The organism is Undibacterium sp. Dicai25W (assembly GCF_049340505.1).
Lineage (GTDB): Bacteria > Pseudomonadota > Gammaproteobacteria > Burkholderiales > Burkholderiaceae_D > Undibacterium > Undibacterium jejuense.
The window spans coordinates 16,674-41,321 of record NZ_JBMPOQ010000008.1 but is presented as its reverse complement, the minus strand read 5'-3'; the positions used below and the strand labels follow the sequence as shown (position 1 = coordinate 41,321).

The following is a 24,648-nucleotide window of genomic DNA, read 5'->3' as shown; positions in this document are numbered from 1 at the left end:
AAATAATTCAACCTCTTTAGTTAATGCGGTTATTTAACTTCAACTATGTAATTGTGTTCGCCCATTTGTTGAATATTAAATTTCACTGTTAAAAATAATTCGATGATCGCGATATTCGTGCTTAAGTGCTCACTGATCACATTGGTAGAAAACTTTCCGCCCGCTAACGCCAAGGGTATGAGTAACTGATCAGCCAAATGCTCACCGATGGCGGCATCACTGCGGAGATACCGTTTGATTTCATCGCACGCCCGTAGGGCGACATATTCGCTCGACTTCGTCTTGTCGCCGTAAGCACTAGCAACTTCAGTATGCCCAGCCATTTTCACACTCAACATCAACGCATTGCCTATGCCATGTGAGTTGCGCAATCCCTGATGTTTCAAATTGTCTTCGGACCATTCCAGGTGACGTGTTACTTCAGAGAGCTGCTTCGACGAAATATTGTGATCAAGGTTCGCTGTCAAACACAATGCTTGTTGCCCTATATACTCTCCACGGGTTTGCAGATCTAAAGCATTACGCTCCGACCAAGGCTTTATGTTCGCATGTAATTTTCCACCTCCGCCTGGATAGAATCCGTGCTTACCCAAAAACACTTCGACATTCATACCCATTTTTGTCAGGGCTGGAATAAAGCTCCATTTTAAAAATTCAAACGAAGGAGCCATACCAACGTGCGTCCCACCATCAATCGTGACACGGCTAGGTAAGTCTGCAAACAAGAGTGGCCATAAAACGGTTTGCAACACTAAGGCGCAACTGCCAGCCGTGCCGATGGCAAACTCGTATTCACCGCCACACACCTGGCCCGGGTGAAAATATAAGTCGCTACTCCCCAACTCATCGCCTTTCACTTCCGCTTGTGTGATTGCGGCGGCTGCCCGTACACACGTCAAATGCTGACGCATTAAGCCAGGTTAAGGGCGTTTTGCACGGATATTCATGAGCCGCACTGACGTTTGAGTCAAAATGGATAAAGACAGGGCCGTGCGCAAAATCTGCCCGCCACCTTCGCCTTGGGACGCATCAATCTCTATCATCGTATCTTCACTTTTGATTTTTTTAGCCTTTAACACAGACCACCTGCTTTAACGTATATATGACTTCAACCAAGTCTTTTTGTGCCTGCATTACCGCATCAATATCTTTGTAGGCCATAGGAATTTCATCGATCACATCCGCATCTTTTCTGCATTCAACACCTTCCGTCGCTTTGATCTGATCATTGAGTGAGAAAATTTTCTTGGCCTTAGTCCGACTCATAATCCTCCCGGCGCCATGGCTACATGACGTGAAGCTTTCTTCATTTCCTAAACCACGCACAATAAAACTTCTTGCCCCCATAGAACCTGGGATGATTCCCAATTCGCCTTTCTTGGCAGAAACAGCTCCTTTACGGGTCACATAAACCTCCTCACCAAAATGCGTCTCTTTCTGAACGTAGTTATGGTGGCAGTTCACCGCTTCAAGATGGGTCTGAAATGGTTTAGTGATAATCTTACGCATGGCATCAATCACGTGTTGCATCATGATTTCTCGGTTAGTTTTAGCAAATTGTTGTCCCCACCCAACCGCTTTTACGTAATCCCCAAAGTACTTACTTCCTTCTTCAAAATAGGCGAGATCTTGATCGGGGATATTGCACAAATGCTGCTGCATATCTTTTTTCGCCAACTCGATAAACATTGTACCAATTGCATTACCTACACCACGTGACCCCGAATGCAACATGATCCACACGGTATCGTTTTCATCCAGACATATTTCGATGAAATGGTTACCGGTACCCAATGTTCCCAGATGCTTATACTGATTTGTATTCTTTAATTTTGGATAATCTTCAGTAATTTGTTTAAAGGTAGCTTCCAAGGTTTTCCACGCTTCGTCGACGAGCACTGGAGGCCTATCGCCCCATGATCCCTTATCACGTCCACCACGATTCGGTGTTCGTCCGTGTGGAACAGTTTTCTCGATTGCTGCCCGCAGAGGAGCAAGATTATCCGGCAAGTCTTTTGCAATTAAAGTTGTTTTGCACGCGATCATTCCACAACCAATATCAACACCCACAGCAGCTGGAATAATTGCTTTATGGGTAGGAATTACACTTCCTATCGTCGAACCTTTTCCCAGATGCACATCTGGCATCACTGCCAGATGCTTAAAGATAAAAGGCATTTTGGCAGTATTAATCAATTGTTCTTTAGCGTCATCCTCAACCGGAACGCCTTCGGTCCACATTTTAATTGATGCCGCATTTTCTATTTCCAGTACCTGATAATTTTCTTTAGTCATTTTCTTCTTTCTATTATTTTTTGTTATTGTCGATTATTTTCTATCGTTCTCAACTAATCATCTGTGAGGTGCGATACATCTGCGATGCCACACCTCAAATTTGATCAGGCACCAATCTTCACCAAACCATTCAACACCTGATCCAATCCACCAAAGACGGAGATTTTATCGATTCGCTCTGCGACTTTTTCTAAAGTTTCCAGCTCTTTAAGGCGTAACGCAATCGGGTTATTCTCCATCACACGCGCGGTATTTAGCATCGAATGTGTCGCGTTCGTTTCTTCACGTCGACGAATCACATTGGCCTGCGCTGCTTTTTCAGCTTCCACCACTTGAGCAAGCAATACCTTCATTTCACCGGGCAAGACGATATCCTTGACGCCAACACTAACGACGCGAACGCCGAAACCGCTTAGCTTGTCTTGCAAATGCTGATCTACGACGCGATCAATAACTTGCTTATCTTCCAGCAATTCATCCAAGCTGCGGGTACCCACGGCAGCACGCAAGGCAAACTGCAATTCACGATAAATGTGCTCAGCAGGTTTCGCCAATCGTGCAAACGCCAAGGTGGCGTTTTCATACTGCCAATGTGCGTTCAAGTTAATACGCAAATTGACTTTATTGCTGGTTAAAATCTCTTGCCCAGATACTTCAAGTGACTGCAAACGAGTGTCAACCAATTCCAATTGAATGTCACGATTAAAACGCCAGTAGGCTGTTTTACCCGGATTCAGCTGTGCCACTAACTTACCGTCAACTTTCAACAATCCAACAAATGATTCTGGTACTTGCGCTGGAAAAATATTTTGCAGCCCAGTCACTGCTTTTCCGCGTAAAGTAGGTTGTGCCAGGTAAGTTAATAGCTTCGATGAAACCTGATAGTCTTCAGAAATTTTCACTGTCTCAAATTGTTGTGGCGCACCCCATTTCCAAAACAACTTACGCGTCCCAGGTGGAAGAATTTCAGCCAGACTACCATTCTCGTATCTCAATACAACTTCTTCATCGCCGACATCGGCAATTTCAAAATTTTCAGCAACAACTGCTGGTTCGTGACGACGCAAATATTCAGCGAATGGGCTATCGAACAGCGCTTTTTCCATATCAAATATCTGAAATTGATAGTTCCCGAACAAGCTCGAACGCGAATATCCTCCCGGCGCCAATATCGCTTCGAAGGCCTTATCTTTGAACAGCATCGCACGTTCATTTTTTTGTACTTTGATTTTCATTTTTTTTCTCTTCTTATTATCAATTTTAATGGGAGGGGTGTTTTGCATATCACGGAAACTAATCGTGAAATGATAGAGAAAGTTGGAATTCCCATTATTTGCTGACGGATGCATTCTTCCCGGCACACAGACAATATCGATTCGTTCTTTGTCAGATCGTTGACGATCAATCTCGGTAATACACAAGGAGGAAGTGTCAATAGATCATTGTTCACACCCTCCCACCCCTTACTACAGTTCTACAAGATGACCCTGTTAAGGTCAGGAGTGGGAATCGAACCCACTACAGACTGATTTTTAGTCAGTTGCTCTACCAAATGAGCTATCCATTGGTGGCGAAGCCAGGAATCGAACCTGGATAATTTTCACCAGAAACATCGCCATGTGTTTTAAGTTTCAAGATGGCGGCATACTTCGTATCAATACACTTGGCCAGAGGCCGCAGTGAAGATTGAGGTACCGGAAGGGCATTAGAACCCTTACCTGTTGCACATCATGTCGCTTAAGACATCTTCTTTATTGCGATAAGTGTGCCAGCTTTCAATATTTATTATCCGAATTACATAAGCATATGATTTGTAAGCTATTTTCATTAATTGAGATAGTTTTGCAAAATTTCCTTATTTATAGGAAAATCATTTTTATATAATTTTAGATATGGATATATAAAAATGGATAAAGTCATTTTTAGCTTTCTTGGTACAACACTTGATGCAGGATACAGCGCTGGTCGCTGGGAAAGATGGCGACCCACCATTGCGCTATGTCAGCAGGAAGACATGATTGTGAATAGATTGGTACTATTTCATGGCGGCGGCCATGATTCATTACTCAAGCTGGTGATTGAAGATATTCACCGCATTTCACCAGAAACTGTCGTTGAACCTGTCCGTCTTCAGATCCGCGATCCGTGGAATTTTGTGGATGTATATTCAGCACTACACGACTTCGTGCGCCGCTATCCCTTCAATACAGAAGACTTCGAATACCTGGTCCATATCACGACCGGTACCCACGTTGCGCAAATTTGCCTGTTCCTTTTGATAGAAGCGCGTTATTTTCCTGCAAAAATAGTACAAACTTCGCCACCAAGAAATAGCAAGCGGGTCGACAAATCAGAAGTTGCTATCATTGACCTCGACCTATCTCAATACAATCAATTGGCAAGCCGTTTTGATGAAGAGCGAAAAGAGGATGTTTCATTTTTAAAATTTGGCATCGCCACCCAAAATTCTCGCTTTAACGCGACTATCGCTGAGATAGAACAAGTCGCGCTACGCTCGTCGACACCTATTTTGCTGACTGGTCCGACAGGAACAGGCAAATCATTTCTTGCACGGCGTATTTACGAATTAAAGCGCGCAAAACATCAATTTCATGGTGAATTTATTGACGTCAATTGCGCCACCTTGCGTGGTGATGGTGCCATGTCTGCCTTATTCGGACACGTGAAAGGCTCATTCACAGGCGCCCTACAGGCGCGCGGTGGCTATTTGAAAGCCGCAGAAGACGGCTTACTATTCTTGGATGAAATCGGTGAATTAGGCTTAGATGAACAGGCGATGCTACTCAAGGCAATCGAAGAAAAGCGATTTTTTCCAGTCGGCAGCGACAAGGAAGTTTCCAGCCAATTTCAATTGATCGCAGGCACCCATCGTGATTTAAGCCAGGATGTGAAAGATGGCAGATTCCGTGAAGATTTATTTGCAAGGATTAATACCTGGCTCTACTCCTTACCGGGATTAAAAGATAGACGCGAAGATATCGAACCTAATCTTGATTTTGAACTGGAAAGAATTGCCGATCAACTTGGTAAGAAAGTGAGATTCAACTCCGACGCAAAAAAGAGTTATCTGCAATATGCAATGGCAGGGACAACTGAATGGGCAGGCAACTTCCGCGATTTGTCTGGCAGCTTACTTCGCATGGCGACACTCGCCAATTCCGGGCGCATCGATGAAGATAATGTCAGCGTTGAAATACAACGTTTAAAAGCACGCCACCAAACGATTAACAGCGACTTAGGTGTAGATGAGTCCGGTAATTCACATCAGGATTGGTTAGAATTACGTGACCGAATTGACCCATTTGATCAGGTTCAATTAGCGTACGTGATCAAAGTCTGTAAACAATCGGCAAACTTATCTGATGCTGGAAGAAATTTATTTCAACAAAGCCGTAAGGATAAAAAGATGTCAAATGATGCCGATCGTTTGCGAAAGTATCTCAGTAAATTTGAGTTAAGTTTTTCGCAAGTTAAGGAATGGTAGAGAACGAATGGGTTATATTTAGTTTGCAACGAAATAGAGCCGGATTGCAGTAATTCTGACTAAGCTAGTTGCCCGAAAAAATAGTGCAATCAACGTAGCGCTTTTGACTGCATTAATTTTGATTGCCTCCGGGGCGATAATCGCAGCGATATTGCAACGCCATGTTCCCAACGACACGATGTGGGCGTTTGGCTCACGCGCAAAATACACAGCCAAGCCCTACTCTGATCTTGATCTGGCAATCGAAAGCAACGCAGGTTTATCTTTAAGCCTCATCGCAGCACTTGAGCATGATTTTTCGGAATCAGATTTGCCATTTAAAGTGGATATTGCGGATTGGGCGGCGATGAGTGAGGGTTTTCGTCAGCTAATAGACGACGATAAAGTGAAGGTCTGGTTATCTTTGTCACAAGAGCAACATGAACAGCGAACTATTTTCGGTGCGACATTTACATTAATTTTTTTGCCTTTAGTTGTTTAATAAAATCGCTTATCGACTGCAAATCGTCTCCAGTGTTGTTGTCAACGACATGCTCCAATCGATCAAATTCATGCCAATCGTGATCAAGTTCGTCGTCGTAATCTTCAAAGAATAACTCTGGCAAACCAACCGCAAAAGCATCAAAAAATAAGTCGTCTAAAAGATTGGATTTTATTTTTTCTGTCAGGTTTTCTAAACTGAAACCATGTGGATTTTCAAAATAAGCTTCGCCAAAATTTTTGAAATTTCCAGCATCGCGATACATGTATAAAAATCTTACTTTCACGTCAGCACCTAAGAAAATCAATATTTAATTCGACAAAAATATATGCTCGTTATGCCAAGAAATAAATTCGTTTGAAGGTATAAATTTTTCAGGCAAAGAAATTTTCTTGCCGTCTAAATCTAATAGCCATTCAGATGTAAATTTATTCTTCTCTAATTTTCTAGCAGAAGAGGAAACCTTGACTTCGTAGTCGTGCGTGATTGTGATAAGCCCTTGATCAAACGCTTTATCGTGCAGCGCAGAAAGACATAAACCATTGCGCGGGTTGAGGCGATTATTTTTATCAGATTTCCAAGGTACGATGTGACTAGCGACCAATAAACTTGGATGCGACAAACCAGTAATGCAGCAACGTCCAGAATATGCACTTAATACGGAGCGGCGAAAGAAATTTTGACCTACACGAATTTTTGTCTGCGCTAATTTTGTTTCGGCAAAGTAGTCCAATTCATCTTCGACAATTCCTAATTCTGTAGTGATGGCACTTTCGAGCAATGGCTGACTTGACTCAACTAAGTTATCAACTATAGTCTGACTTTGCATCGCGAAAGAATTCCAATCATTTTGCATTTCGTCCCACATTGCCCGATCCAATTTTGATGATCCCTTAAGTCCTACCCTGCCAGTATCGGTAATAAGTGGATCAAGGCTTGCAATGTTGACTAATTTCATTGCAAGGGCTGATGGAGTACGACCTATCAGCGCAGCGAGGCGAATAATATCCGGATTACGGCTATGAAACCGACCAAAAGGTAATTGGCAGTACAAATTAAATGCAACCAACAATTGTTCCCTAGTCCAATGATTTGACTTTTCGCTCATCGATTTACATTCCTAAAGATTTTAGTTTGTGCCATCATAACCTGGTTATTTTAATAATTTAACGACTTCAGAAAAGAAAACTATTCAAATTCAAAAGAAAGCCCTCATGCTCATCTTCATCGACACAGAATTCACCGATTTCAAAGATACCGAACTCATTAGCATAGGTTTGGTGTCTGAGTGTGGGCGGTATGAGTTTTATGCGGAGTTGCCGGTGAATCTGGCGAAGTGTAATGATTTTGTGGTGGCGAATATTGTGCCGCAATTGGGGAAGGTGCCGGGGGCGCAGTGTTCTGTGGCGGAGCTTAAAACACGGCTCGTTTTATGGCTGGAGCAATTTGCGGAGCAGGCGCCGGTGATTTGTTTTGATTATGATGGTGACTGGCGGCTGTTCTGCCATGCGTTAGATTATCAGGTGCCGTCTTGGTTACGGGGTAAGAATATTTATCCGTATCTGGATAAGGTGGCGTTGCAGATGTACTTTATCGATAATCAGCTAAAAGACCATCACGCCTTGCATGATGCGAAGGCGAATTGCCATGCGTTTGATATTGAAAAAGTGAAAGCTGATACGATGGAATTTAGAAAGTCGCGCTGAATTTAGCTGCCATCTTTTGTTGATCGACTTTTGAGATGGGCAGCGATCAGATAGCAGTGTTATCTGGGCGCTGCTTTTTTTTCTAAACCGCGGTGGTCTGGTACCGCGGCAATTTTTTCTTCAGTTAGCGGAGTTTCATCGCCTCGATGGTTTTCACGATCGGTTCCGCGGTAACGGATACTTTTCCCGTGAACGGTTGATCAACGATAAACACGATCGCGGTCAAACCGACCAGACCAAAGACTTGAAGCAGGACGCCGATTTTGGTGACAACGCTGTTTAATGCCAGCCCAAACGCTGAAATGAGCAAGACACCAAATAAGATCGACAAATTGACTAACCAAAAGATGCTGTGCAAGCCGAGGTGTGCGCGTTCGATACGGTTGGTGCGCAATTCGGCTAGTTCATTGGCATTTTTGAGAATCTGGGCAAAAATGACGGACTCTCTCAAGTTGCCTGGATTGAGTTTTCCCAACTGTAGGTCGTACTTATTCAACAAATCGGCGGTGACGGCGGACGATTTTTTGATTTGCAATTGCGACCATTCATCATTCACGATGGACTGAGCGTAACGTTGCAAATCAGCGCGGATAGTGCTGCTGTTGTTGTATTGGTAGAGTGTGCGATCGGCTTCTTCGAGTTTGCTCGCTTCGACGGAAACGTTTTTGTCAGCACTGTCAAAATTATTGAGCACCATGACCAAAGAAAAGCTCAGCAATACCGCGCTCAAAGCCACCAGACCGGACTGCAAGGAGATCAGAAATTCTTTTTCATGATCGGACATTTTGCAAAGAAATTGGGTTTTTCGCGTGAGGTATTCCAACGAAAACAAGATCACTGCCGCGCAAATCATGCCTATCATCACGATGGCGAGATCAGGGAGTGTATAGAGCCAGCTAATCATTGTGCTTTCCTTTGTACCTTAATCGGTTCTTTTTGAAATTTTGTCCAGTACATCCACGATCAAGGTGGGTTTAATGCCGCTTTCACCTTTGAATGGTTCATCGAAGTAATAGGTCAAAAAGATCAACGAGGAAAAGCAGATCATTTGCAGCGCCATCACGATGTCTGCTGTTTTGCTGCGTTCAAAGAAGGAGGATAAGGTATTTTTGGCAAACAGCAGCAGATAAATCAGGGCCCAGAAAATCATGGGGATTTCCAGTTTAGCGGCTTCCAGCCGTTCAGCACGGTAATCAGCCAGTGCATCGGCTAGCTTCACCATTTCGCTATAAATCGAATTTTCGCGCGCATTACTTGGTTTGAGCTGTATGATGCCTTTGGAAACGGGTTTAAACAGTTTGTTTGTGGTTTCGCTTTCGTTACCCGATTGCATCGCATCCCATTCATCTTTGATGATGGAATTGGCATAGGTTCTGAGGCTGGCGCGAATGACACTGACGTCTTCGCTGCCACCGTAACGTACCAGCAATCGATCGAGGTTGTTAATGCGTACCGATTCCTGCCGGACCGCCTGATCGGCCTGCTTAAAAGTGGTGACAGCCTGAACTAATGAAAAAGCAACGATCAGCGCCAGCGTCGTCGATACCGAAGTATGGATATTGAGTGCCAGATCGGATTTGTATCCTGAGAAAAATTTATCCAGAAAAATTCTGGTGATTTTATGCTGGACAAACATTAAAGCCAGCGCAGCAACAGCAAAAATAGCCAGTTGTACCAGGCCTGGCAAGTTGTAAATAAGGTGCATCAATTTCTCCGCAATAGACTAAAAATATTTCTGGTGCGCACCATACCGGACAAATGCATTTTTAGCAAGACAAATTGATAAGTTTTTTGGCGCTTTTTTTTCCAATGTGCTTGATCCGTGAATACTTTGTGATCGAGACTGCAACCATCTCGGCACCTGCCCGGTAAGCGCGTTCGATCACCACGGTTTTGTTGAACTCATGATGAGAAGGCGCATTGCCATGCGTTTGATCGGAAAAAAAAGGAAGAACGGATGCAATGAAATTTAGAAAGTCGCTTTGAGATGAACTGTCCGCTTCTGTTGATCAACTTTTGATATGTGTGGCGCCAGACTACGTCCTTAGCGCGGCTTACGGCTTGGAAAAATCCAACCCGTACGGCCTGCAATTACTTTTTTACTTCAACTTAAACGCGCTAATTAACTGCACCAGATGTTCCACTTGTTCACGCATGGTTTCGGTGGCGGCGGAGGCTTGCTCTACCAGTGCGGAGTTTTGTTGGGTCATGTCGTCCATTTGCGATACCGCCTGATTGACTTGTTCGATACCGTCGCTTTGTTCCTGGCTGGCGGTTGAGATCTCCGAGGTGATTTGGGTGATCTGATCAACCGAGTTCATGATGTCGCCCATGGTCTTACCGGTTTGTTCGGCTAACAAGTTGCCAGATTCTACTTTGGCGACGGAGTCTTTAATCAAAGCAGCGATTTCTTTGGCGGCGCTGGCTGAGCGTTGTGCGAGGTTGCGGACTTCGCTGGCAACAACGGCAAAGCCACGCCCTTGTTCACCTGCGCGTGCGGCTTCGACGGCGGCGTTCAGGGCGAGGATATTGGTCTGAAATGCGATGCCATCAATGACGCTGATGATGTCGACGATTTTTTTGGAGCTGTCTTTAATCGACGACATGGTATCGATCACGTCACTGACCACCTTGCCACCTTGAGACGCCACTGCGGATGCAGCGTGTACTAATTCATTGGCGTGTTTGGCGCCTTCAGAATTTTTCTTCACGGTGCTGGTCAGCTCATCCATGGATGCGGCTGTTTGTTCCAGAGAACTGGCCTGTGATTCGGTACGCGCAGACAAATCCGCATTGCCATCGGACATTTCCTGCGCGGAGTGGGCAATCATATTCGCACTTTGATGCACTTCATTGATCAATACGCGCAGCCCTTTACTGATGCCATTGATCGCGTGCATGAGTTGCCCAATCTCATCGACACGGGTTACGTTAAGCGACGCCGTGAGGTCACCATTTGCCATTTTGCTGGCGGCAAAAATTACTTGTTGCAATGGTGTACTTAAGCGTATGCGCATGACCTTAAACATCAGTACACTCAGCATCAAGATGATGACCATGCTGATCATTTGATAGCGCGTGTTGGTACGATTTGACTCTGCTGCATATTCATCGGCATACATGCCGCCAGCGACCACCCAGCTCCAGCCTTTGACGGGATAAAACGCGACGACTTTTTCTCTGACATCGGTCTCGCCTAATTCTGCGTTGGTCCAAGGATAGCGCACCACGCCTTGCTTGCGTTCCAACATTTCTTTGATAAATTCGTGCCCGTTTTGATCTTTGGCATCAAGAATGTTTTTACCTTCTTTGGTCGGATGCAGTAAAAGATCGCCGTAGTTTTTTCCCTCGCGCGCATCGAGCGCAAAGAAGTAACCGGATTGACCGAGTTTGATCGAGCGAATTTTGGCCTTCATCTGATCAATGGCGGTCGTAAAGTCTTTACCGACAAATAAGACGGCAATCACTTTGCCATTGCTATCCAACACCGGATCGTACTGCGTCATGTACTGTTTGCCAAAGAGCATCGCCAGGCCGGCATAGGATTTACCTTCTGTCAGCGCAGGGTACGCCGGGCTGGCATGGTTGAGAGGTGTACCGACGGCGCGTTCGCCTTTTTCGTTTTTCAGGGAGGTAGAAATGCGGATGAATTCATCGCCTTGTTTGACAAAGATGGTAGCGACGACGCCGATCTCATTACTGAGTCGGTCTGTATTCGAGAAATCTCCGTTCAAATCTTGCGTGCCAGATTTAAGTACCGTTGTGCTTACGCCCGCGACATCAATAGTGCGGTTGGCATCCAGCGCAAAACCATCTTTGAAGTTACCTTTGAATACCTTAATGGCATCACTGGTTTGATTACGCAAATCTGCATCAAATAAATTGAGCATGTCGGCAACAAACTGCGTTCTGTCAGTGACATTCGCAATCGCTTGCGCTTCAGCCTGCTGCTTAAGGTTGTAATTTACGATAGACGTAAATGAAAGCAAAATGATACTGAAAACGACGGTAATAATGAACGTGAGTTTGGATCCGACTGTCCATTCTGTATATTTTTTAAATCTTATTGACATGTCATGGGGCTCGTGCTGGCTGAAAAATGGGTGTGATAGTATCAAAGAAAATATGGACGCAAGTTTCTAAAGAGCACTATTTGTCGTTGAATTTGTTATGAAAGTTGCTGTCCAATGGAAACAGGAACGTAAAGATATTTAATTGAATATAATTTAAATCAATGAAACATTTGAACTGAGTTTTTCTGGCAAGAAAAATTGATACTGCACATGAAAGAGATGAAGTAATGATGAATTTAATGCACGTAAAAATATTGCCTCTTTATCGCTTACCAAACCTATCCACACTGATGTTCCTTGGCTTTTTCTGTGCAAGTGCATCGGCACAAACGACGCCCTCCCCTACATCATCTGTTGCCGAAGCACCACTGCCCGTGCCGATTCATCTCGACGTGGATAAAGTTAACGAAAAAGTAATCAAGCAGGCTGCAAAAGAAATGAGCAAAGACGCACCCGCGACCAACGTCAAACCCGATGTCTTTAAGACGATGCATGATGATTTTGAGAAGAGTCTGGGTAATTACGAAAGCCGCAAAAAAATTTCTGGCTCGGTAGAAGCCGGTGTAGGTGTTGGCAACTTACCTTCAGTGCGTGGTTATCAATCGGAGAACGTGACATGCGGATACTCCGCTGCGTCAATCAACGATGACATCAGCAAAAATACACAAGTTAGCGTGTATGCACAAACCAGTTCTTGCAAGACAAAATAATTTGTACTGGGTCTGACTCTCAGACCTTTTTTAACGTTTCAACTATTCTCTGAAAACCATTCATGACGACAACTCATCTCGCTGAAATCGCTGCTGAGCAGCAATTGCTTGCCTACAACGCCCGCGCTCTGGAGCCGTTTCTGTCCAATTTTACGGAGGACGTTGAGGTATTTGAGTTCCCGGCGACGCTGTTGTATCAAGGAAAAGCGACGATGCGTGAACGTTATACGCTGCGCTTTGCCGATGAGAAGTTGCATTGTGTGATTGTGAAACGCATGGTCATGGGCAATACCGTGATCGATCAGGAGCGGGTGCGCATGACCTTGCCTGAAGGACCGGGCGTGCTGGAAGCGATTGTGATTTATGAGGCACGTGAAGATAAGATTGCAAAAATCACTTTTATCCCGGGCAAGAAAACGCCTGGTGAAGAGTTGTAAGCGGATTCAAGCGTAGGAGACCACGATGGAAATGAAACGTATCAATGCCGGCAAGCTGCGCGCCATAGGCTACGAACCACGCGAACGCCTTTTGCGTGTCGAGTTTGATGATGGCAGCGCGATTGATTATGCAGGCGTCGGCCAAGAGGTGTGGCGTCGGCTATCGACCTCTGGTTCTGCCTGGAGCTATTACCGCGATAATATTGAAGAAGAATTTATGGGTAAGCGTGCTGCAACACGCTCTCATGCCCGTCCCGCTGGGCTTGATGATTTATTCAAGCCGCAGGAAGAAGATTAACAGCGACACAAATTATCAATAATCACTCATCAAGGAGAACAAGATGCCTCAACTTAAACTGACTTATTTCGACTTTCATGGCGGTCGTGGCGAACCTGTGCGACTCGCACTGGCGATTGGCGGCATTGCGTTTGAAGACCATCGTTTTACTTTTGCTGAGTTTCCTGAGGTGCGCAAAACAGCGCCGTTTGGCCAGGTGCCCTTGCTGGAAATCGATGGTGCGGTGATCACGCAATGCGATGCTATCTTGCGCTACGCAGGTAAGTTAGCAGGCCTGTACCCAATCGAACCATTGCAGGCTTTGCTGTGCGACGAAGTGATGTATGTTGTCGAAGAATCGACAGTCAGACTGGGCCCTACTTTCCGTATGACAGGCGAAGAGCAAAAGGTAGCACGCCTGGCTTTAGTGAATGGTTCTATGCCAGTCTATCTGCAATGGTTAGAAAAACAATTGCTGGCACGCGGCGGCGAATACTTTGCAGACAACCGCTTGACGATCGCGGATTTAAAAGTGTTTGTGGATGTACGCGGCCTGAATTCTGGCCGTTTGGATCACGTACCGACCGACCTGGTAGAAAAAGTCGCTCCGGCACTCAACACCCACATGAAACGTATCGCTGCATTGCCTGCGGTACAGGCGTATTACACGAAGTTTGAAGCGAAATAATCGGAGTATTTGTAGGGCGGGTCCAGCCCGTCAAATGAAGTCGCCGATGGAGCAGAGCGGAGCGCACCCGCTCTGCGAAATGAAAATAGCTCTGGCGTGAATCCCTCGCTCATTCCGAAAACTGCGACAAGCGCGCCTTCTGTTTCATCCGCGCTGGCGTGACCCCGTAGGCGGTTTTAAAACTCGCCGTCAGGTGGCTTTGGCTGCTGAAGCCGCAATCTTGAGCAATGCGTTCTATGGACAAGTCGGTACGGGTCAATAACTCGCTGGCACGTTGCAAGCGCAATTGCAAAACGTAGCGATGCGGCGTGACACTCATGGCTTGCAAAAATAAGCGTCGGAAATGAGGGGCGCTGACCCCGGCGTGTTGTGCTAACTCGGCAATTGGCAATTCTGCTGCCAGATTTTTTTGTATCCAGTTTAAAACCGCTTCCAGACGCCCGATTTGTAAAGTATCAGGGCGCATACCTTTGCCTGTCATGCCTTCTATCGTACGACAACTTTGCTCCACCATCAGCGCACTCAATTGCGTTAGATAGACCTCATCAGCCGCTCTGCCCTTGCTAAGTTCATCGACAATCTGCCGCGCCAGCGCATTGACGAGCGCATCGTTGAATGGGTAAAGCGTTGGTGTGCTGCTGATCAGATTTTGTAAGCGAATCGCATTGCGTGAATACGGTTCTAAAAAGTAAAAAATCGCCACATCGATGGCGCCACCAAATAGCCATTCAGTCGGACAATTGGCTTGCATCACCGCCGAAAAACTAGGGATAGAATCAAAGCCAGCTTCAGGTTGGTGGCCTTCATGCGCGCGCCCACCGCCCAGGTGTGAGAGCAAGACCATCGCGGGTAAGGCTGGTATCTGGCGCTGCGTCATCCGGAACAGGTAACGTTCAGCCCGCAAGGCAATACCATCATCTGAGCGAGTGCCAATTTCTGCGCTGACAACCGGCTTTACGCCAAGGATTTTGCTGACTTCTTCCCAGACTTTCATCCCACCTCCGATGTGCCGACGAGTAATCGCTCAATGACCACTAAATGATCGTTTTTTGATAAAAACAGGCTCAGTTTATCGCACTTTCGAACAACAGAAAGGCACAAAATGAACATACTGGCAGACCATATACCAACCATCAAAAGCGCCAGCAAAAAATAACGGAGACCTTTATGACAACCATCACCAATCACCGTTGGGTGAATATGCTGGAACGCAAGTGGCTAAGCCATAAGCGTTACTGGTATCTGATTTCGCTTGTATTACCAACATTACCGCTGGTATCTGCTTATACGGCAGTGCATTTTCAGCAAGGCGCATGGTTCTGGAGTGTGGTGCCAGTGGGCTATATGCTGATTCCGGCGCTGGATCTTGTATTTGGAAAAGATCACGCCAATCCCTCTGATGAACAAGTCGAACTGCTAAAAAGCGATCGCTACTTTGCCCGCGTGTTGTACTGCGCTACCGCTATGCATTGGGCTGCGATGATCGGCGTGGCGTATGTGGTATCACATTGGGAATGGTCATGGCCCGCAATATTGGGAGCAGGATTGAGTGCCGGATTGGTGAATGGTGTTGGCCTCGCCATCGGTCATGAATTGGGGCACAAAGTGACCGATGGTCAACAAACTTTGGCTGGCAAACTGGTCATCGCCTGCTGCGGTTATGGCCACTTTATCGTTGAACACAATAAAGGTCACCACAAAGACGTTGCTACGCCTGAAGATCCGGCGTCAGCGCGTTTGGGTGAGTCGATTTACCGCTTTGCCTGCCGCGAGCTACCCGGCACTATGGTAAGGGCATTGAAGCTGGAAGCGAGTCGTTTGCAACGGCAGAATAAACATTGGTGGTCACCGCAGAATGAGATTTTGCAGCAATGGGCTTTTACTTTGGTTGCTTATGGTTTGATGCTGTATTTCTGGGGGGTAGTCTTGCTGCCGTATTTATTTCTGGCAGCGATATTTGGCTGGTGGCAGCTGACTTCCGCGAACTACGTAGAACACTATGGCTTGTTGCGTCAGAAAGAGGCAAATGGTCGCTACCAACGGTGTGAGCCCAAGCATTCATGGAATAGTAATTTCAAATTGTCGAATTTGTTTTTGGTTCATTTACAACGGCATTCCGACCACCACGCCCATCCGACCAGACCATATCAAGTCTTACGCGATTTTGATGATGTGCCGCAATTGCCGCAAGGCTATTTTGCGATGTTCTTTCTGGCGCTGTTTCCGCCGCTGTGGTTTGCGGTGATGAATCATCGGGTGGTGGCGTGGGCAGCTGGCGACATGAATCTGGTCAACCTGGATCCGGCAAAGCGCGACGCCCTGTTCCAACGTTATCATCAGCCAACATCAGAGAGCCCAGAATGAGCGCCTATCAATGCCCCGACTGCGGCTATATCTACGATGAGCAACACGGTTGCGAGCACGAAGGCTATCCGGCAGGCACGCGCTGGCAAGCGATTCCGGCGGACTTTCCGTGCCCGCAATGTTTTGTGCGTGAGAAACCGGACTTTATTGCCCTTACCGAGGATAAACAGGAAGGGGCAAATGTATGATTACTTCCACAAAAGCTGCTGTCTTCCGCCAATACTGCTGCGTCACTTGCGGAATGGTCTACGATGAGAAATATGGCTTATCGGAAGATGGCTTCCCTCCCGGTACACGCTGGGAAGATATTCCGGAAGACTGGACCTGTCCAGATTGTTCAGCCTCAAAAGGTGACTTTGTATTAATGGAATAGGAATAAGGCAAGCAAGAGAAGATTGACCCCTTAAACGTCATTCTTTTTACTTCCATGCGTCCGTACCTCTGCGTTGCGAAGTTTTAAGGCACGAAAACTTAAAGGTTTTAAAATGTAAGCGACGCACATGCTACAGCAGGATTGCACTAAAATGCAGGACTTTCCTGCCCTGCTGTCATCATGAAACCAACGCATCCAACGCATCCACCCCACGCCGTCTCACGTTTGCGCGCGAATCGCTTGTTACGTAGCACGCGGCCATTTATGGCGCGTGGCGGGTCGCATGGCGAGCGTTGTGCGGGCTGCCGACTGGTGTTAAGTCATTGTCTATGCCATCTGCGTCCCATCGTTGCTACACGCGCTGGGGTGTGCCTGCTGATGGCGGAACATGAAACCTTGAAACCCAGCAATACTGGTTGGTTGATTGCCGATGTAGTGCCCGATACCATGGCGTTTGGCTGGGCGCGTACCGAAGTGGACCCTGCTTTATTAGCACTGTTAGCAGATCCGCAATGGCAGCCATATGTGGTGTTTCCGGGAGAATTTGTCGCGCCGGAACGTGTCGTCGATCAATTATTGCCAGAAGCGAATGGCGATGAATGCGCCACCGTTCATCAAAAACGACCGTTGTTTATTTTGCTTGATGCAACCTGGTCAGAGGCACGCAAAATTTTTAAAAAGAGTCCTTACCTGCTGCGATTCCCGGTTCTCAGTCTGGCGCCGGAACAATTATCCCGTTATCGCTTACGCCGCTCTAAACGTGATGATCATTTATGCACTTCGGAAGTCGCCGCAGTATGCCTGGGCATGGCGGGTGATACGCTGGCAGCGCAGACGCTAGATGCCTATCTGGATGTGTTCAGTGACCATTATTTACGTGCAAAACAACAAATCAAAGTGAGTTGGGATGATGAATTGCATCAGCGTTTGCAGGCGATAACAGGATTAACACGTGCTAACATAGATAAACCTGACTGCGATAGCCCTCAAAACTAATCAAACTCATTTCTGTATGTTCTTTATGAAACAGCTGAAACGGTGGCGATATGTCCTGGCATTTTTCTACGCCGCGTTGTGTTCAACCACGCAAGCAAGTGACGACAGTTTTCCGGCGAAGTTATCGCGTCAGGAAAGACTGCAATTGGAACAAACGGTGTGTGGTGCTCAACACGGATTGGCGGTAGCAGAAATTGATGCCCGCTCTATGGAGGCCAATGGCCGCGCCAATTTTGCCGATGTAAAGTGCCGCCCGCATGCACAATTGGCAGGTCAACCCATGTATTACGTTGCCTTGTGTGGTCGGGATGGCAATCAATGGAGTTGTGGTGAAGCAGAATTAGAAACGATTGTCCCACTAGCTCAACGCAAATTACTCGTACGTCCTGGCACAGTTGATCCATTACGCGGTGTGACTACACTGAAAAAAATCAGTAGCTACGGATACTTTCAGGGACTCAGTATCGACAAAGCTTTGCAATCGACTTGCAATATGGGAATGGGTAATCGACCTGATTTGATAGAAATTTCTTGTCAACGCTGGTCGATCACGGTGTCGTTCTGGTGTCCACAAACCAAGCAAGATCCAACTTGTCCACGCGTAATTTATATGGCGGAGCATTAATATGAAAATCAGAAAACCAGGTCGCCTGTTCTGCATCTTTAAAATGCTGGAATGTGTGTTTCTATCTTGCATACTGATGCCCCAAATCTCTGGAGCCGAAACCCCATTAATCAACGTTGAGACAGTCAAGGTGGCAAATGCCGACACGGTCATTGCGAAAAATCTGAGCCAAATTCCGATAACAGTCACTCTGACCTTGACTAGTGCCAACAATATCGTCTCCAGCACGAGTTGGCCGATTACACGTTTGATACCAGCAGGTGAAACGCTTGAACTTGTAAAAGTGTCGGCCGCAGATACGCAACAAGTGTATTCCTTTTATTTTAAGTACGAATATCTGATTGGTCAGCCAAATGCACAAGCCAAAACAAGTGCAATTTATATGCTTCCGTTCAGATCTGACCGGATTTTTCAAGTTTCACAAGCATCGGATGGTCCGATTTTTTCTCATCATGATTTTGCGAGTAAATATGCCATCGACATTCTCATGCCTATTGGTACAACGGTGGTCGCCGCGCGCGACGGCATAGTCATTGAAAACGTTAATCAATTTCCTGACAATGGAAAAGCGGAGCCCGAATACAAAGATAAAGCAAACTACATCAGAATTTTGCATGATGACGGAACGTGGAGTTTGTATTTACATTTACAGCGGTTTTCTTCGCAAGTAGCCGTAGGCCAGAAAGTGACGGCTGGAACAGCAATCGCGTCGTCTGGTAACAGTGGATTCTCTACCGAACCCCATCTTCATTTTGCGTTACAAAAAAATGAAGATGGAAGTATTGTGTCATTTCCGATTCAATTCAAAAATGCCAAGAGCAATACCATTACGCCCACGTATCATACATGGCTATCAACTGGTGTGAACGATGCAAACTTCGTGCCTTCATCTAAGGCTAAACGCAGCGTCAAAAAATGTTCGCAAGATGGTGTTATTGACGATGCCGCTTTGCAGTGTATGAAGGGCTATTGACAAGAATTACATCCAACTTAAGCACTGATTGCACAACAAAAAAACCGACCAGAAAGTGGTCGGTTTTTTTGTTAACGATGATCGAAAAATACCTCGATCAATTTTGTTTTATTTAGATGCGGCTGCTTTCTCAACTTGAGGTTTTGGTGCGATTTTTGTCGGCACTTTTGTAGCTTCTTTTGTGTCAACCTTGGTATCCGTCTTCACTTCCATTTTTTCTTCCGCTCCTTTTTTTGAACCCATATGATGCTTCATATTGTTCTTTGTACCAGCTTCAAAGCCTTTAGGATTTGACGCTGAGGATGCTGCTGTAACTGCTGCCGGTGCAGTTGGAGCGGTCGAAGTGGTGCTACTAACAGAGGCTGATTTAGTAGCCGTCACTACAGCAGGTGTAGCTAATTTTTCAGAAGCCCCAGTTACAGGTGTTTGCGCAAATGCTGTGCCCATTGCGAAAGTCGTAGTGATGATAGCGGCGATAATCGTTTTCATGATGTGTCCTATTCTTTGATCGTTAATTTCAATACATTTTTAGGTTGATCTTTTACTTGATAAGGATTTATTTTCCGGTCGCAGTAGATGCTGCTGCGGCGACAACTTTAGCAACTGGTTTTGTAGTCGCTTTTGGATCAGCTTTTACTTCAGCTTTTTGCTCGCCTTTTGCTTCTGATCCAGCTTCTTTTTTTGCGTGTTTCTTGTGCTGAACTTTTGCTACTGGCGCTGCTACTTTTGCTTCTGTGCTTGCGCTTGCGGCGGGTGCTGCAGGTGCAGTAACGGCCGCTGGAGTAGCACTTGCTTTTGCTGGTGCTGTCGTTGCTGGTGTTTGGGCAAATGCTGTACCCATTGCGAAAGTAGTAGCGATGATAGCGGCGATGATTGTTTTCATGATAGATCCTTTTCTGTATTCAGTATTTAAATAGTGTGCTTACTTTTTGTAATTGACTTTGACAAATTTATTTCTTTGTTGCTGGTGTTGTCGTTTGATTGACAGCCACTTTTGTATCGGTCTTCGGTTCAACTTTTACATCTACTTTTGCATTCGCCGTTTCTTTTCCTAATGGCTTTTTTTCCGATTTAGTGTCGACCTTAGCGACCGTACCAACTTCATTTTTAGCATGTTTTTTATGAGCTACTTTAGCTACTGATGCAGCTGGTTTTACATCGGCTTTTGCAGTGGTAGAAGCTGTCGAAGTTGCAGTAGTTACGGCTGCCGGTGCAACGCTTGCTTTCGCTGGTGCACTCGCTGCTGGTGTCTGGGCGAACGCTGTACCCATTGCGAAACTAGTAGCGATGATAGCGGCGATAATCGTTTTCATGATGAGTCCTGTTCTATAAAAAATATTGCTTATGTTTGAATGCTGCTTAACTGCTGTTTTTTTACTTTGCGTAGTGTGTCTACGTAAGCTAAGAACGCGGTCGAATGACAAGCTGTTGACAGCATTTTGTTGAATTCATTGGAATTGGTAGAGTCGTTCTAAACTAGCTTTTTTTAACAATTTTATGTCAACCGCCAAAGCACATTTTTTTCAGGTCATATTTAAATTTAGAGATGTTTATGGTCAAAGTAGATACCATATTCCCCCCCAAAAAAAACAGCGCAGACCATTTCGATCTGCGCTGTTTTTAATCACCTAACCTCATTGATTGAGGCCGGATAAAAATTTATTTTTCTGATCCTGCTTTTGCATCAGTTTTGACATGAGATGTGGCAGCTGGTGTCGCTTCTGCAGCATCTTTTTTCGCATGCTTTTTATGCGATTTTTTTGCTACTGGCGCTGCTGGTTTTGCATCAGTGGTTGCACTCGCTGTTTGTGCCATTGCTGCGGCCGGTGTTGCAGTTGCTTTCGCTGGAGCAGACGCTGCTGGTGTTTGGGCAAACGCAGTACCCATAGCGAATGTAGTAGCGATAATAGCGGCGATAATCGTTTTCATGATAAGTCCTGTTCTTAAGTTTGCTTCAATGTTCTATGGTTTTACTGCTCTTGCGTAGTCAATCTACGTAAGCTAAGAACGCGGTCAGATGCATATCCGTTGACCTTCATTTTATAAATAATTGAAAGCGGCTTTCTCAACAGTTTTTTTTGAAAATTTATGTCAGTCAAAAAAAAATGGATAGCCAAAAAAATATCTCCATATCGCTTCACATTTTTTTATGTAATAAATTTTGAGAGGTATTTTTCTGTTAAAAAAACAGCGCAGATCATATTGATGTGCGCTGTTTTTTATTCAGCCTCGATTATCGAGACTGCGATAGAAAATGCATTGCAATTATTTAGCTGGTGCTAAACTAGCCTTTGATTGCGTATCAGATTTAGCATCTGCTTTTACTGTCGGTGTTGCGTCTGCAGCAGGTTTTTTAGCATGTTTTTTATGCGCTTTTTTGATCACTGGTGCTGCTGGTTTTGTCTCAGTTTGTGTTGTCATTGCAGGTGCTGGTTGAGCGCTGGTAACGACTTCAGGTTTACCTGCTGCTGTTGCGTTTACAGCTGTTGGCATCGCTGATTTTGCGCTGCTGACAACAGATGCTTTTGTATTGTTCGTTACTGAAGCGGCCTGTGCGCTGGTGGCGCTGGTTACTGTGGTTGCGGCTGTGGTTGCTGGTGTTTGGGCAAACGCAGTACCCATAGCAAATGTAGTGGCGATGATTGCGGCGATGATCGTTTTCATGATAGGTCCTGTTCTTTCGTTTGCGGTTCAATGTTCTTTGTTTTTACTGCTCTTGCGTAGTCAGTCTACGTAAGCCAAGAACGCGATGAACAAGATATGTGTTGACATGGATTTGAAGAAAATTATGGAAAATCGTTAATCGTGTCAAATGCTTGATTTTGCCTTAGTATGACAAGGCAAAAAATTCTTTCCATCTGACCGATCAAAAAAATGAAGGAGTCAACAATGACGATTGCAAATTGGTGTGTCCTGGCAGCCTGCTTATTACCGATATGTACGGTCGGGCTGGCCAAAGCCGGATCGGCAAAAAAATCTGCTGGCGTATCTCGCTACGATAATAATAATCCGCGTGAATGGGCTAATCATCTTTCGGGATGGCAGCAACGCGCTCAGGCCGCACAAAATAATGGCTGGGAAGCACTGCCACTATTTATTGCGGCGGTTGTCCTGGCACAGCAAGCGCATGGTGATCAAGGTCGGATTGATACGCTGGCGTTAGTGTTTATTGGTTTGCGGGTTTTATATGTCGCCGCCTATTTGATGAATGCAGGTACAGTGCGGACTTTGATCTGGACCGCTGGCGTTGCAAGCTGTATCACCATCTTCTTGCAGTCAGTAACCTAAACGCCGTTTGAATCGCTTAGAAAGTTGCCACAATGGATGAACAAGCATTGCAAGGTATGTTAATAGGCATGTTACCGACACCGGCATACATTTTTGGTGCGATCGTGTTTGGCATTATTGGCTTCGTCGCGTATCGCTTTGGTAAAAAGACGGCGCGTTCAAAAATCAAATGGTTGGGGGTAGTTTTGATGTTTTACCCTTACGTCACCGGTAGTGATACGCGCTTGCTCTATTTGGTGGGCTTAGTTTTGTGTGTGGCTTTGTACTATTATCGGAACGAATAGGTTTTAGTAACTTGGATGTGAGGGGCGCAAAGCAACGATCTGGCTAGTTGCATCCGCCCTACATGTCGCCGACAAGAATAGGTCGAGTTCAAACAGTAAGTTTCTTTTCCATCTCTTCAAATTGAAGATTATCGACCAGCATCTGTTCTTTGCCATTGTCTTTAGGAAATGGTTTAAATCTTCCGGTGCGCAGGTAGCCACGGCGTTGATAGTAGGCAATCAGTTCTTCACGCACACTAATTACGGTCATCCAGATTTTATTGATGCCCCACAACTTGTGCGCGTGCTGTTCTGCGGTTTGCATAAAATGCTTGCCTATACCATTGCCTTGCAAGTTCGGGCGCACTACAAACATGCCCAGATACGCGGCATCGTCGTTTTTTTGTAAATGGACGCAGCCTATTATTTCTTGCTCTTGCAGGCACAAGAGAATAACGGAATCCCTGGCGGCAATTATTTCCAGCACTTCTGCGGCAAAAATCCGCGAGCCCTCTAGCAAATCTGCTTCTGTCGTCCATCCCTGACGGCTAGTTTCGCCGCGGTAGGCGCTGTTTACTAGTTGCGCAACGACTTCCGCGTCTTCATTACTTGCGTGGCGAAAACTCAGATGTTGAAAGGTGACAAATTCAGTCTGCAAATCAGGGAATTGTAGTGTCATGGGTACTCAAAATGATGAAACGTTGATCAACTTATTGCAAACCGTATTGCGAATCAAATAGGCATTGTGAGGCGGAATTCATTGCCATTTGAAATTTATGAATTGTTCACATTTGCGACTCAAAAATCATGCAGCTTTTATAAAAAACCCGCGTAACATTATATAATTTTCTCCCCTGGTCGATCCGATACTTCCCATCAACTTTGCAGATGAATGCTCCCAAAGTGACTTCTATTCTCTTCGTATGTATGGGCAATATTTGCCGCTCACCAACAGCCGAAGGTGTGTTTTTAGCCAAAGCGAAAGCGGCCGGTTTATTGGATCAACTCATTGTTGATTCAGCGGGTACACATTTGCACCACGTGGGAGAAGCACCGGATCCGCGTGCTCAGACGTACGCTTTAAAACGGGGAATTGATCTGAGTATGCAGCGGGCCAGACAAGTCAGAGCAGACGATTTTGTGAAATTTGATCTGATACTCGCGATGGACAGAAATAATCTGGCCTTGCTAGAAGCCGCTTGCCCATTGCCATATCGGCAAAAATTAGGGCTGCTCATGCGTTACGCTCAACATAACAATAACACCGAAGTGCCTGACCCATATTACGATGGTGGCCGCAGCTTTGATCTGGTGCTCGATTACATTGAGGACGCTACCGAGGGTTTATTGCACGATTTACAGGTCGAGTCGCGGTCTTAAGGCTTTTTTAGCACATAGCTGTTCACAATTCCTTCCTTAAATTTAATTATTAAAATACTAATTTTAAGGAATATAGGAGCTACGCAGAATAGTTCCGGCAAGACATGCGACGACAGTAAAAGGAAACGGCTAGGAGTTATAACGCTGCTGGGGCCGTTTTGCGTAAGCCCAAAAGATCTTGTCATTCTTATTCCATACTGACTGGTGCCCCCGG

Annotated in this window: 30 protein-coding genes, 1 tRNA gene and 1 pseudogene; 16 read left to right on the top strand and 16 right to left on the bottom strand. The window is 45.6% G+C overall.

Annotation, left to right across the window (positions count from 1 at the left end):
* Nucleotides 1–29: 29 nt before the first annotated feature.
* The 4 genes and pseudogenes from rtcA to ACO0KY_RS10900 all read right to left on the bottom strand — a co-directional run bounded on the left by rtcA (nucleotide 30) and on the right by ACO0KY_RS10900 (nucleotide 3,857).
* Nucleotides 30–1,043 (bottom strand): annotated as a pseudogene (gene rtcA, locus ACO0KY_RS10915) (RNA 3'-terminal phosphate cyclase).
* A 22-nt stretch (nucleotides 1,044–1,065) separates the two neighbouring features.
* On the bottom strand, nucleotides 1,066–2,295 hold the full coding sequence (locus ACO0KY_RS10910) for an RtcB family protein (protein WP_423045982.1): 1,230 nt from the start codon (nucleotides 2,293–2,295) through the stop codon (nucleotides 1,066–1,068).
* A 104-nt stretch (nucleotides 2,296–2,399) separates the two neighbouring features.
* Nucleotides 2,400–3,530: a slipin family protein gene (locus ACO0KY_RS10905; protein WP_423045980.1), complete on the bottom strand. Its 1,131-nt coding sequence runs from the start codon at nucleotides 3,528–3,530 to the stop codon at nucleotides 2,400–2,402.
* Between the two features lie 261 nt (nucleotides 3,531–3,791).
* A tRNA-Phe gene (locus ACO0KY_RS10900) sits at nucleotides 3,792–3,857 on the bottom strand.
* Nucleotides 3,858–4,201: 344 nt separating this feature from the next.
* Between ACO0KY_RS10900 and rtcR the strand changes: the two genes are divergently transcribed.
* Entirely contained in the window at nucleotides 4,202–5,800 is a 1,599-nt protein-coding gene (rtcR, locus tag ACO0KY_RS10895; protein WP_423045978.1) for an RNA repair transcriptional activator RtcR, read from the top strand.
* Between the two features lie 103 nt (nucleotides 5,801–5,903).
* Nucleotides 5,904–6,281, top strand: coding sequence for a nucleotidyltransferase family protein (locus tag ACO0KY_RS10890; protein WP_423045976.1), 378 nt, complete (start codon nucleotides 5,904–5,906; stop codon nucleotides 6,279–6,281).
* Here ACO0KY_RS10890 and ACO0KY_RS10885 read toward each other — a convergent pair.
* Together ACO0KY_RS10885 and ACO0KY_RS10880 are read right to left on the bottom strand one after the other, a co-directional pair.
* Complete coding sequence (locus tag ACO0KY_RS10885; protein WP_422994125.1) at nucleotides 6,250–6,567, bottom strand: hypothetical protein; 318 nt, start codon at nucleotides 6,565–6,567, stop codon at nucleotides 6,250–6,252. The genes ACO0KY_RS10890 and ACO0KY_RS10885 overlap by 32 nt on opposite strands.
* Before the next feature lie 24 nt (nucleotides 6,568–6,591).
* Nucleotides 6,592–7,389, bottom strand: a complete 798-nt coding sequence (locus tag ACO0KY_RS10880) for an HNH endonuclease (protein ID WP_423045973.1) — start codon at nucleotides 7,387–7,389, stop codon at nucleotides 6,592–6,594.
* A 106-nt stretch (nucleotides 7,390–7,495) separates the two neighbouring features.
* On the opposite strand from ACO0KY_RS10880, the gene ACO0KY_RS10875 reads away from it, so the two are divergent.
* On the top strand, nucleotides 7,496–7,987 hold the full coding sequence (locus tag ACO0KY_RS10875) for a hypothetical protein (protein ID WP_423045971.1): 492 nt from the start codon (nucleotides 7,496–7,498) through the stop codon (nucleotides 7,985–7,987).
* Between the two features lie 124 nt (nucleotides 7,988–8,111).
* Here the strand turns inward: ACO0KY_RS10875 and ACO0KY_RS10870 are convergent, their stop codons facing one another.
* From ACO0KY_RS10870 to ACO0KY_RS10860, 3 genes are all read right to left on the bottom strand, one after another.
* Nucleotides 8,112–8,891: a DUF4239 domain-containing protein gene (locus tag ACO0KY_RS10870; protein WP_423045969.1), complete on the bottom strand. Its 780-nt coding sequence runs from the start codon at nucleotides 8,889–8,891 to the stop codon at nucleotides 8,112–8,114.
* Between the two features lie 18 nt (nucleotides 8,892–8,909).
* Complete coding sequence (locus ACO0KY_RS10865) at nucleotides 8,910–9,692, bottom strand: hypothetical protein (RefSeq protein WP_423045967.1); 783 nt, start codon at nucleotides 9,690–9,692, stop codon at nucleotides 8,910–8,912.
* 394 nt (nucleotides 9,693–10,086) lie between these two features.
* Complete coding sequence (locus tag ACO0KY_RS10860; RefSeq protein ID WP_423045965.1) at nucleotides 10,087–12,060, bottom strand: methyl-accepting chemotaxis protein; 1,974 nt, start codon at nucleotides 12,058–12,060, stop codon at nucleotides 10,087–10,089.
* A gap of 230 nt (nucleotides 12,061–12,290) precedes the next feature.
* Between ACO0KY_RS10860 and ACO0KY_RS10855 the strand changes: the two genes are divergently transcribed.
* The 4 genes from ACO0KY_RS10855 (at nucleotide 12,291) to ACO0KY_RS10840 (ending at nucleotide 14,172) form a co-directional block, all read left to right on the top strand.
* Nucleotides 12,291–12,770 carry a hypothetical protein gene (locus ACO0KY_RS10855; protein WP_423045963.1) on the top strand — a complete coding sequence of 160 codons (480 nt, stop codon included), beginning with the start codon at nucleotides 12,291–12,293 and terminating at the stop codon, nucleotides 12,768–12,770.
* Between the two features lie 62 nt (nucleotides 12,771–12,832).
* Entirely contained in the window at nucleotides 12,833–13,207 is a 375-nt protein-coding gene (locus tag ACO0KY_RS10850) for a nuclear transport factor 2 family protein (protein ID WP_422994113.1), read from the top strand.
* A gap of 25 nt (nucleotides 13,208–13,232) precedes the next feature.
* The gene (locus tag ACO0KY_RS10845) at nucleotides 13,233–13,505 is read left to right on the top strand and encodes a KTSC domain-containing protein (RefSeq protein WP_423045961.1); all 273 of its coding nucleotides are present in this window, start codon (nucleotides 13,233–13,235) and stop codon (nucleotides 13,503–13,505) included.
* Nucleotides 13,506–13,548: 43 nt separating this feature from the next.
* Nucleotides 13,549–14,172 (top strand): glutathione S-transferase, encoded by a 624-nt coding sequence (locus ACO0KY_RS10840; protein ID WP_423045959.1) that lies wholly within the window; start codon nucleotides 13,549–13,551, stop codon nucleotides 14,170–14,172.
* 109 nt (nucleotides 14,173–14,281) lie between these two features.
* On the opposite strand, the gene ACO0KY_RS10835 is transcribed toward ACO0KY_RS10840, so the two are convergent.
* Complete coding sequence (locus ACO0KY_RS10835) at nucleotides 14,282–15,166, bottom strand: helix-turn-helix domain-containing protein (RefSeq protein ID WP_186912432.1); 885 nt, start codon at nucleotides 15,164–15,166, stop codon at nucleotides 14,282–14,284.
* Nucleotides 15,167–15,339: 173 nt separating this feature from the next.
* On the opposite strand from ACO0KY_RS10835, the gene ACO0KY_RS10830 reads away from it, so the two are divergent.
* The 6 genes from ACO0KY_RS10830 (at nucleotide 15,340) to ACO0KY_RS10805 (ending at nucleotide 19,503) form a co-directional block, all read left to right on the top strand.
* Nucleotides 15,340–16,536, top strand: a complete 1,197-nt coding sequence (locus ACO0KY_RS10830; RefSeq protein ID WP_423045957.1) for an alkane 1-monooxygenase — start codon at nucleotides 15,340–15,342, stop codon at nucleotides 16,534–16,536.
* Complete coding sequence (locus ACO0KY_RS10825; protein ID WP_186912433.1) at nucleotides 16,533–16,724, top strand: rubredoxin; 192 nt, start codon at nucleotides 16,533–16,535, stop codon at nucleotides 16,722–16,724. Before ACO0KY_RS10830 ends, ACO0KY_RS10825 begins: the two co-directional genes overlap by 4 nt.
* Entirely contained in the window at nucleotides 16,721–16,909 is a 189-nt protein-coding gene (locus tag ACO0KY_RS10820) for a rubredoxin (protein WP_422994099.1), read from the top strand. Before ACO0KY_RS10825 ends, ACO0KY_RS10820 begins: the two co-directional genes overlap by 4 nt.
* A 180-nt stretch (nucleotides 16,910–17,089) precedes the next feature.
* Nucleotides 17,090–17,905: a tRNA-uridine aminocarboxypropyltransferase gene (locus ACO0KY_RS10815; protein WP_423045954.1), complete on the top strand. Its 816-nt coding sequence runs from the start codon at nucleotides 17,090–17,092 to the stop codon at nucleotides 17,903–17,905.
* A gap of 25 nt (nucleotides 17,906–17,930) precedes the next feature.
* Nucleotides 17,931–18,530, top strand: coding sequence for a hypothetical protein (locus tag ACO0KY_RS10810; protein ID WP_423045952.1), 600 nt, complete (start codon nucleotides 17,931–17,933; stop codon nucleotides 18,528–18,530).
* Between the two features lies 1 nt (nucleotide 18,531).
* The gene (locus ACO0KY_RS10805) at nucleotides 18,532–19,503 is read left to right on the top strand and encodes a M23 family metallopeptidase (RefSeq protein WP_423045950.1); all 972 of its coding nucleotides are present in this window, start codon (nucleotides 18,532–18,534) and stop codon (nucleotides 19,501–19,503) included.
* Nucleotides 19,504–19,611: 108 nt separating this feature from the next.
* On the opposite strand, the gene ACO0KY_RS10800 is transcribed toward ACO0KY_RS10805, so the two are convergent.
* From ACO0KY_RS10800 to ACO0KY_RS10780, 5 genes are all read right to left on the bottom strand, one after another.
* Nucleotides 19,612–19,992, bottom strand: a complete 381-nt coding sequence (locus tag ACO0KY_RS10800; protein ID WP_423045948.1) for a hypothetical protein — start codon at nucleotides 19,990–19,992, stop codon at nucleotides 19,612–19,614.
* A gap of 67 nt (nucleotides 19,993–20,059) precedes the next feature.
* Nucleotides 20,060–20,386: a hypothetical protein gene (locus ACO0KY_RS10795; RefSeq protein WP_186912439.1), complete on the bottom strand. Its 327-nt coding sequence runs from the start codon at nucleotides 20,384–20,386 to the stop codon at nucleotides 20,060–20,062.
* 67 nt (nucleotides 20,387–20,453) lie between these two features.
* Nucleotides 20,454–20,816 carry a hypothetical protein gene (locus ACO0KY_RS10790; RefSeq protein WP_423045946.1) on the bottom strand — a complete coding sequence of 121 codons (363 nt, stop codon included), beginning with the start codon at nucleotides 20,814–20,816 and terminating at the stop codon, nucleotides 20,454–20,456.
* A 346-nt stretch (nucleotides 20,817–21,162) separates the two neighbouring features.
* Entirely contained in the window at nucleotides 21,163–21,432 is a 270-nt protein-coding gene (locus ACO0KY_RS10785) for a hypothetical protein (RefSeq protein ID WP_423045944.1), read from the bottom strand.
* A gap of 336 nt (nucleotides 21,433–21,768) precedes the next feature.
* Nucleotides 21,769–22,167, bottom strand: coding sequence for a hypothetical protein (locus tag ACO0KY_RS10780; protein WP_423045942.1), 399 nt, complete (start codon nucleotides 22,165–22,167; stop codon nucleotides 21,769–21,771).
* A 225-nt stretch (nucleotides 22,168–22,392) separates the two neighbouring features.
* Here ACO0KY_RS10780 and ACO0KY_RS10775 point away from each other — a divergent pair, with 225 nt between their 5' ends.
* Together ACO0KY_RS10775 and ACO0KY_RS10770 are read left to right on the top strand one after the other, a co-directional pair.
* Nucleotides 22,393–22,791, top strand: a complete 399-nt coding sequence (locus tag ACO0KY_RS10775; RefSeq protein WP_186912443.1) for an MAPEG family protein — start codon at nucleotides 22,393–22,395, stop codon at nucleotides 22,789–22,791.
* A 32-nt stretch (nucleotides 22,792–22,823) separates the two neighbouring features.
* Nucleotides 22,824–23,075, top strand: a complete 252-nt coding sequence (locus ACO0KY_RS10770; protein WP_423045940.1) for a hypothetical protein — start codon at nucleotides 22,824–22,826, stop codon at nucleotides 23,073–23,075.
* 88 nt (nucleotides 23,076–23,163) lie between these two features.
* Here the strand turns inward: ACO0KY_RS10770 and ACO0KY_RS10765 are convergent, their stop codons facing one another.
* Complete coding sequence (locus ACO0KY_RS10765; RefSeq protein ID WP_423045938.1) at nucleotides 23,164–23,733, bottom strand: GNAT family N-acetyltransferase; 570 nt, start codon at nucleotides 23,731–23,733, stop codon at nucleotides 23,164–23,166.
* A 209-nt stretch (nucleotides 23,734–23,942) separates the two neighbouring features.
* Here ACO0KY_RS10765 and ACO0KY_RS10760 point away from each other — a divergent pair, with 209 nt between their 5' ends.
* Complete coding sequence (locus ACO0KY_RS10760; RefSeq protein WP_186912446.1) at nucleotides 23,943–24,434, top strand: low molecular weight protein-tyrosine-phosphatase; 492 nt, start codon at nucleotides 23,943–23,945, stop codon at nucleotides 24,432–24,434.
* Nucleotides 24,435–24,648 lie beyond the last annotated feature (214 nt).

Coding starts and splice junctions, on each gene's coding strand:
- ACO0KY_RS10910 (WP_423045982.1), bottom strand. CDS start 2,295: ATGACTAAAGAAAATTATCAGGTACTGGAAATAGAAAATGCGGCATCA.
- ACO0KY_RS10905 (WP_423045980.1), bottom strand. CDS start 3,530: ATGAAAATCAAAGTACAAAAAAATGAACGTGCGATGCTGTTCAAAGAT.
- rtcR (WP_423045978.1), top strand. CDS start 4,202: ATGGATAAAGTCATTTTTAGCTTTCTTGGTACAACACTTGATGCAGGA.
- ACO0KY_RS10880 (WP_423045973.1), bottom strand. CDS start 7,389: ATGAGCGAAAAGTCAAATCATTGGACTAGGGAACAATTGTTGGTTGCA.
- ACO0KY_RS10875 (WP_423045971.1), top strand. CDS start 7,496: ATGCTCATCTTCATCGACACAGAATTCACCGATTTCAAAGATACCGAA.
- ACO0KY_RS10870 (WP_423045969.1), bottom strand. CDS start 8,891: ATGATTAGCTGGCTCTATACACTCCCTGATCTCGCCATCGTGATGATA.
- ACO0KY_RS10865 (WP_423045967.1), bottom strand. CDS start 9,692: ATGCACCTTATTTACAACTTGCCAGGCCTGGTACAACTGGCTATTTTT.
- ACO0KY_RS10860 (WP_423045965.1), bottom strand. CDS start 12,060: ATGTCAATAAGATTTAAAAAATATACAGAATGGACAGTCGGATCCAAA.
- ACO0KY_RS10855 (WP_423045963.1), top strand. CDS start 12,291: ATGAATTTAATGCACGTAAAAATATTGCCTCTTTATCGCTTACCAAAC.
- ACO0KY_RS10850 (WP_422994113.1), top strand. CDS start 12,833: ATGACGACAACTCATCTCGCTGAAATCGCTGCTGAGCAGCAATTGCTT.
- ACO0KY_RS10845 (WP_423045961.1), top strand. CDS start 13,233: ATGGAAATGAAACGTATCAATGCCGGCAAGCTGCGCGCCATAGGCTAC.
- ACO0KY_RS10840 (WP_423045959.1), top strand. CDS start 13,549: ATGCCTCAACTTAAACTGACTTATTTCGACTTTCATGGCGGTCGTGGC.
- ACO0KY_RS10835 (WP_186912432.1), bottom strand. CDS start 15,166: ATGAAAGTCTGGGAAGAAGTCAGCAAAATCCTTGGCGTAAAGCCGGTT.
- ACO0KY_RS10830 (WP_423045957.1), top strand. CDS start 15,340: ATGACAACCATCACCAATCACCGTTGGGTGAATATGCTGGAACGCAAG.
- ACO0KY_RS10825 (WP_186912433.1), top strand. CDS start 16,533: ATGAGCGCCTATCAATGCCCCGACTGCGGCTATATCTACGATGAGCAA.
- ACO0KY_RS10820 (WP_422994099.1), top strand. CDS start 16,721: ATGATTACTTCCACAAAAGCTGCTGTCTTCCGCCAATACTGCTGCGTC.
- ACO0KY_RS10815 (WP_423045954.1), top strand. CDS start 17,090: ATGAAACCAACGCATCCAACGCATCCACCCCACGCCGTCTCACGTTTG.
- ACO0KY_RS10810 (WP_423045952.1), top strand. CDS start 17,931: ATGAAACAGCTGAAACGGTGGCGATATGTCCTGGCATTTTTCTACGCC.
- ACO0KY_RS10805 (WP_423045950.1), top strand. CDS start 18,532: ATGAAAATCAGAAAACCAGGTCGCCTGTTCTGCATCTTTAAAATGCTG.
- ACO0KY_RS10800 (WP_423045948.1), bottom strand. CDS start 19,992: ATGAAAACGATTATCGCCGCTATCATCACTACGACTTTCGCAATGGGC.
- ACO0KY_RS10795 (WP_186912439.1), bottom strand. CDS start 20,386: ATGAAAACAATCATCGCCGCTATCATCGCTACTACTTTCGCAATGGGT.
- ACO0KY_RS10790 (WP_423045946.1), bottom strand. CDS start 20,816: ATGAAAACGATTATCGCCGCTATCATCGCTACTAGTTTCGCAATGGGT.
- ACO0KY_RS10785 (WP_423045944.1), bottom strand. CDS start 21,432: ATGAAAACGATTATCGCCGCTATTATCGCTACTACATTCGCTATGGGT.
- ACO0KY_RS10780 (WP_423045942.1), bottom strand. CDS start 22,167: ATGAAAACGATCATCGCCGCAATCATCGCCACTACATTTGCTATGGGT.
- ACO0KY_RS10775 (WP_186912443.1), top strand. CDS start 22,393: ATGACGATTGCAAATTGGTGTGTCCTGGCAGCCTGCTTATTACCGATA.
- ACO0KY_RS10770 (WP_423045940.1), top strand. CDS start 22,824: ATGGATGAACAAGCATTGCAAGGTATGTTAATAGGCATGTTACCGACA.
- ACO0KY_RS10765 (WP_423045938.1), bottom strand. CDS start 23,733: ATGACACTACAATTCCCTGATTTGCAGACTGAATTTGTCACCTTTCAA.
- ACO0KY_RS10760 (WP_186912446.1), top strand. CDS start 23,943: ATGAATGCTCCCAAAGTGACTTCTATTCTCTTCGTATGTATGGGCAAT.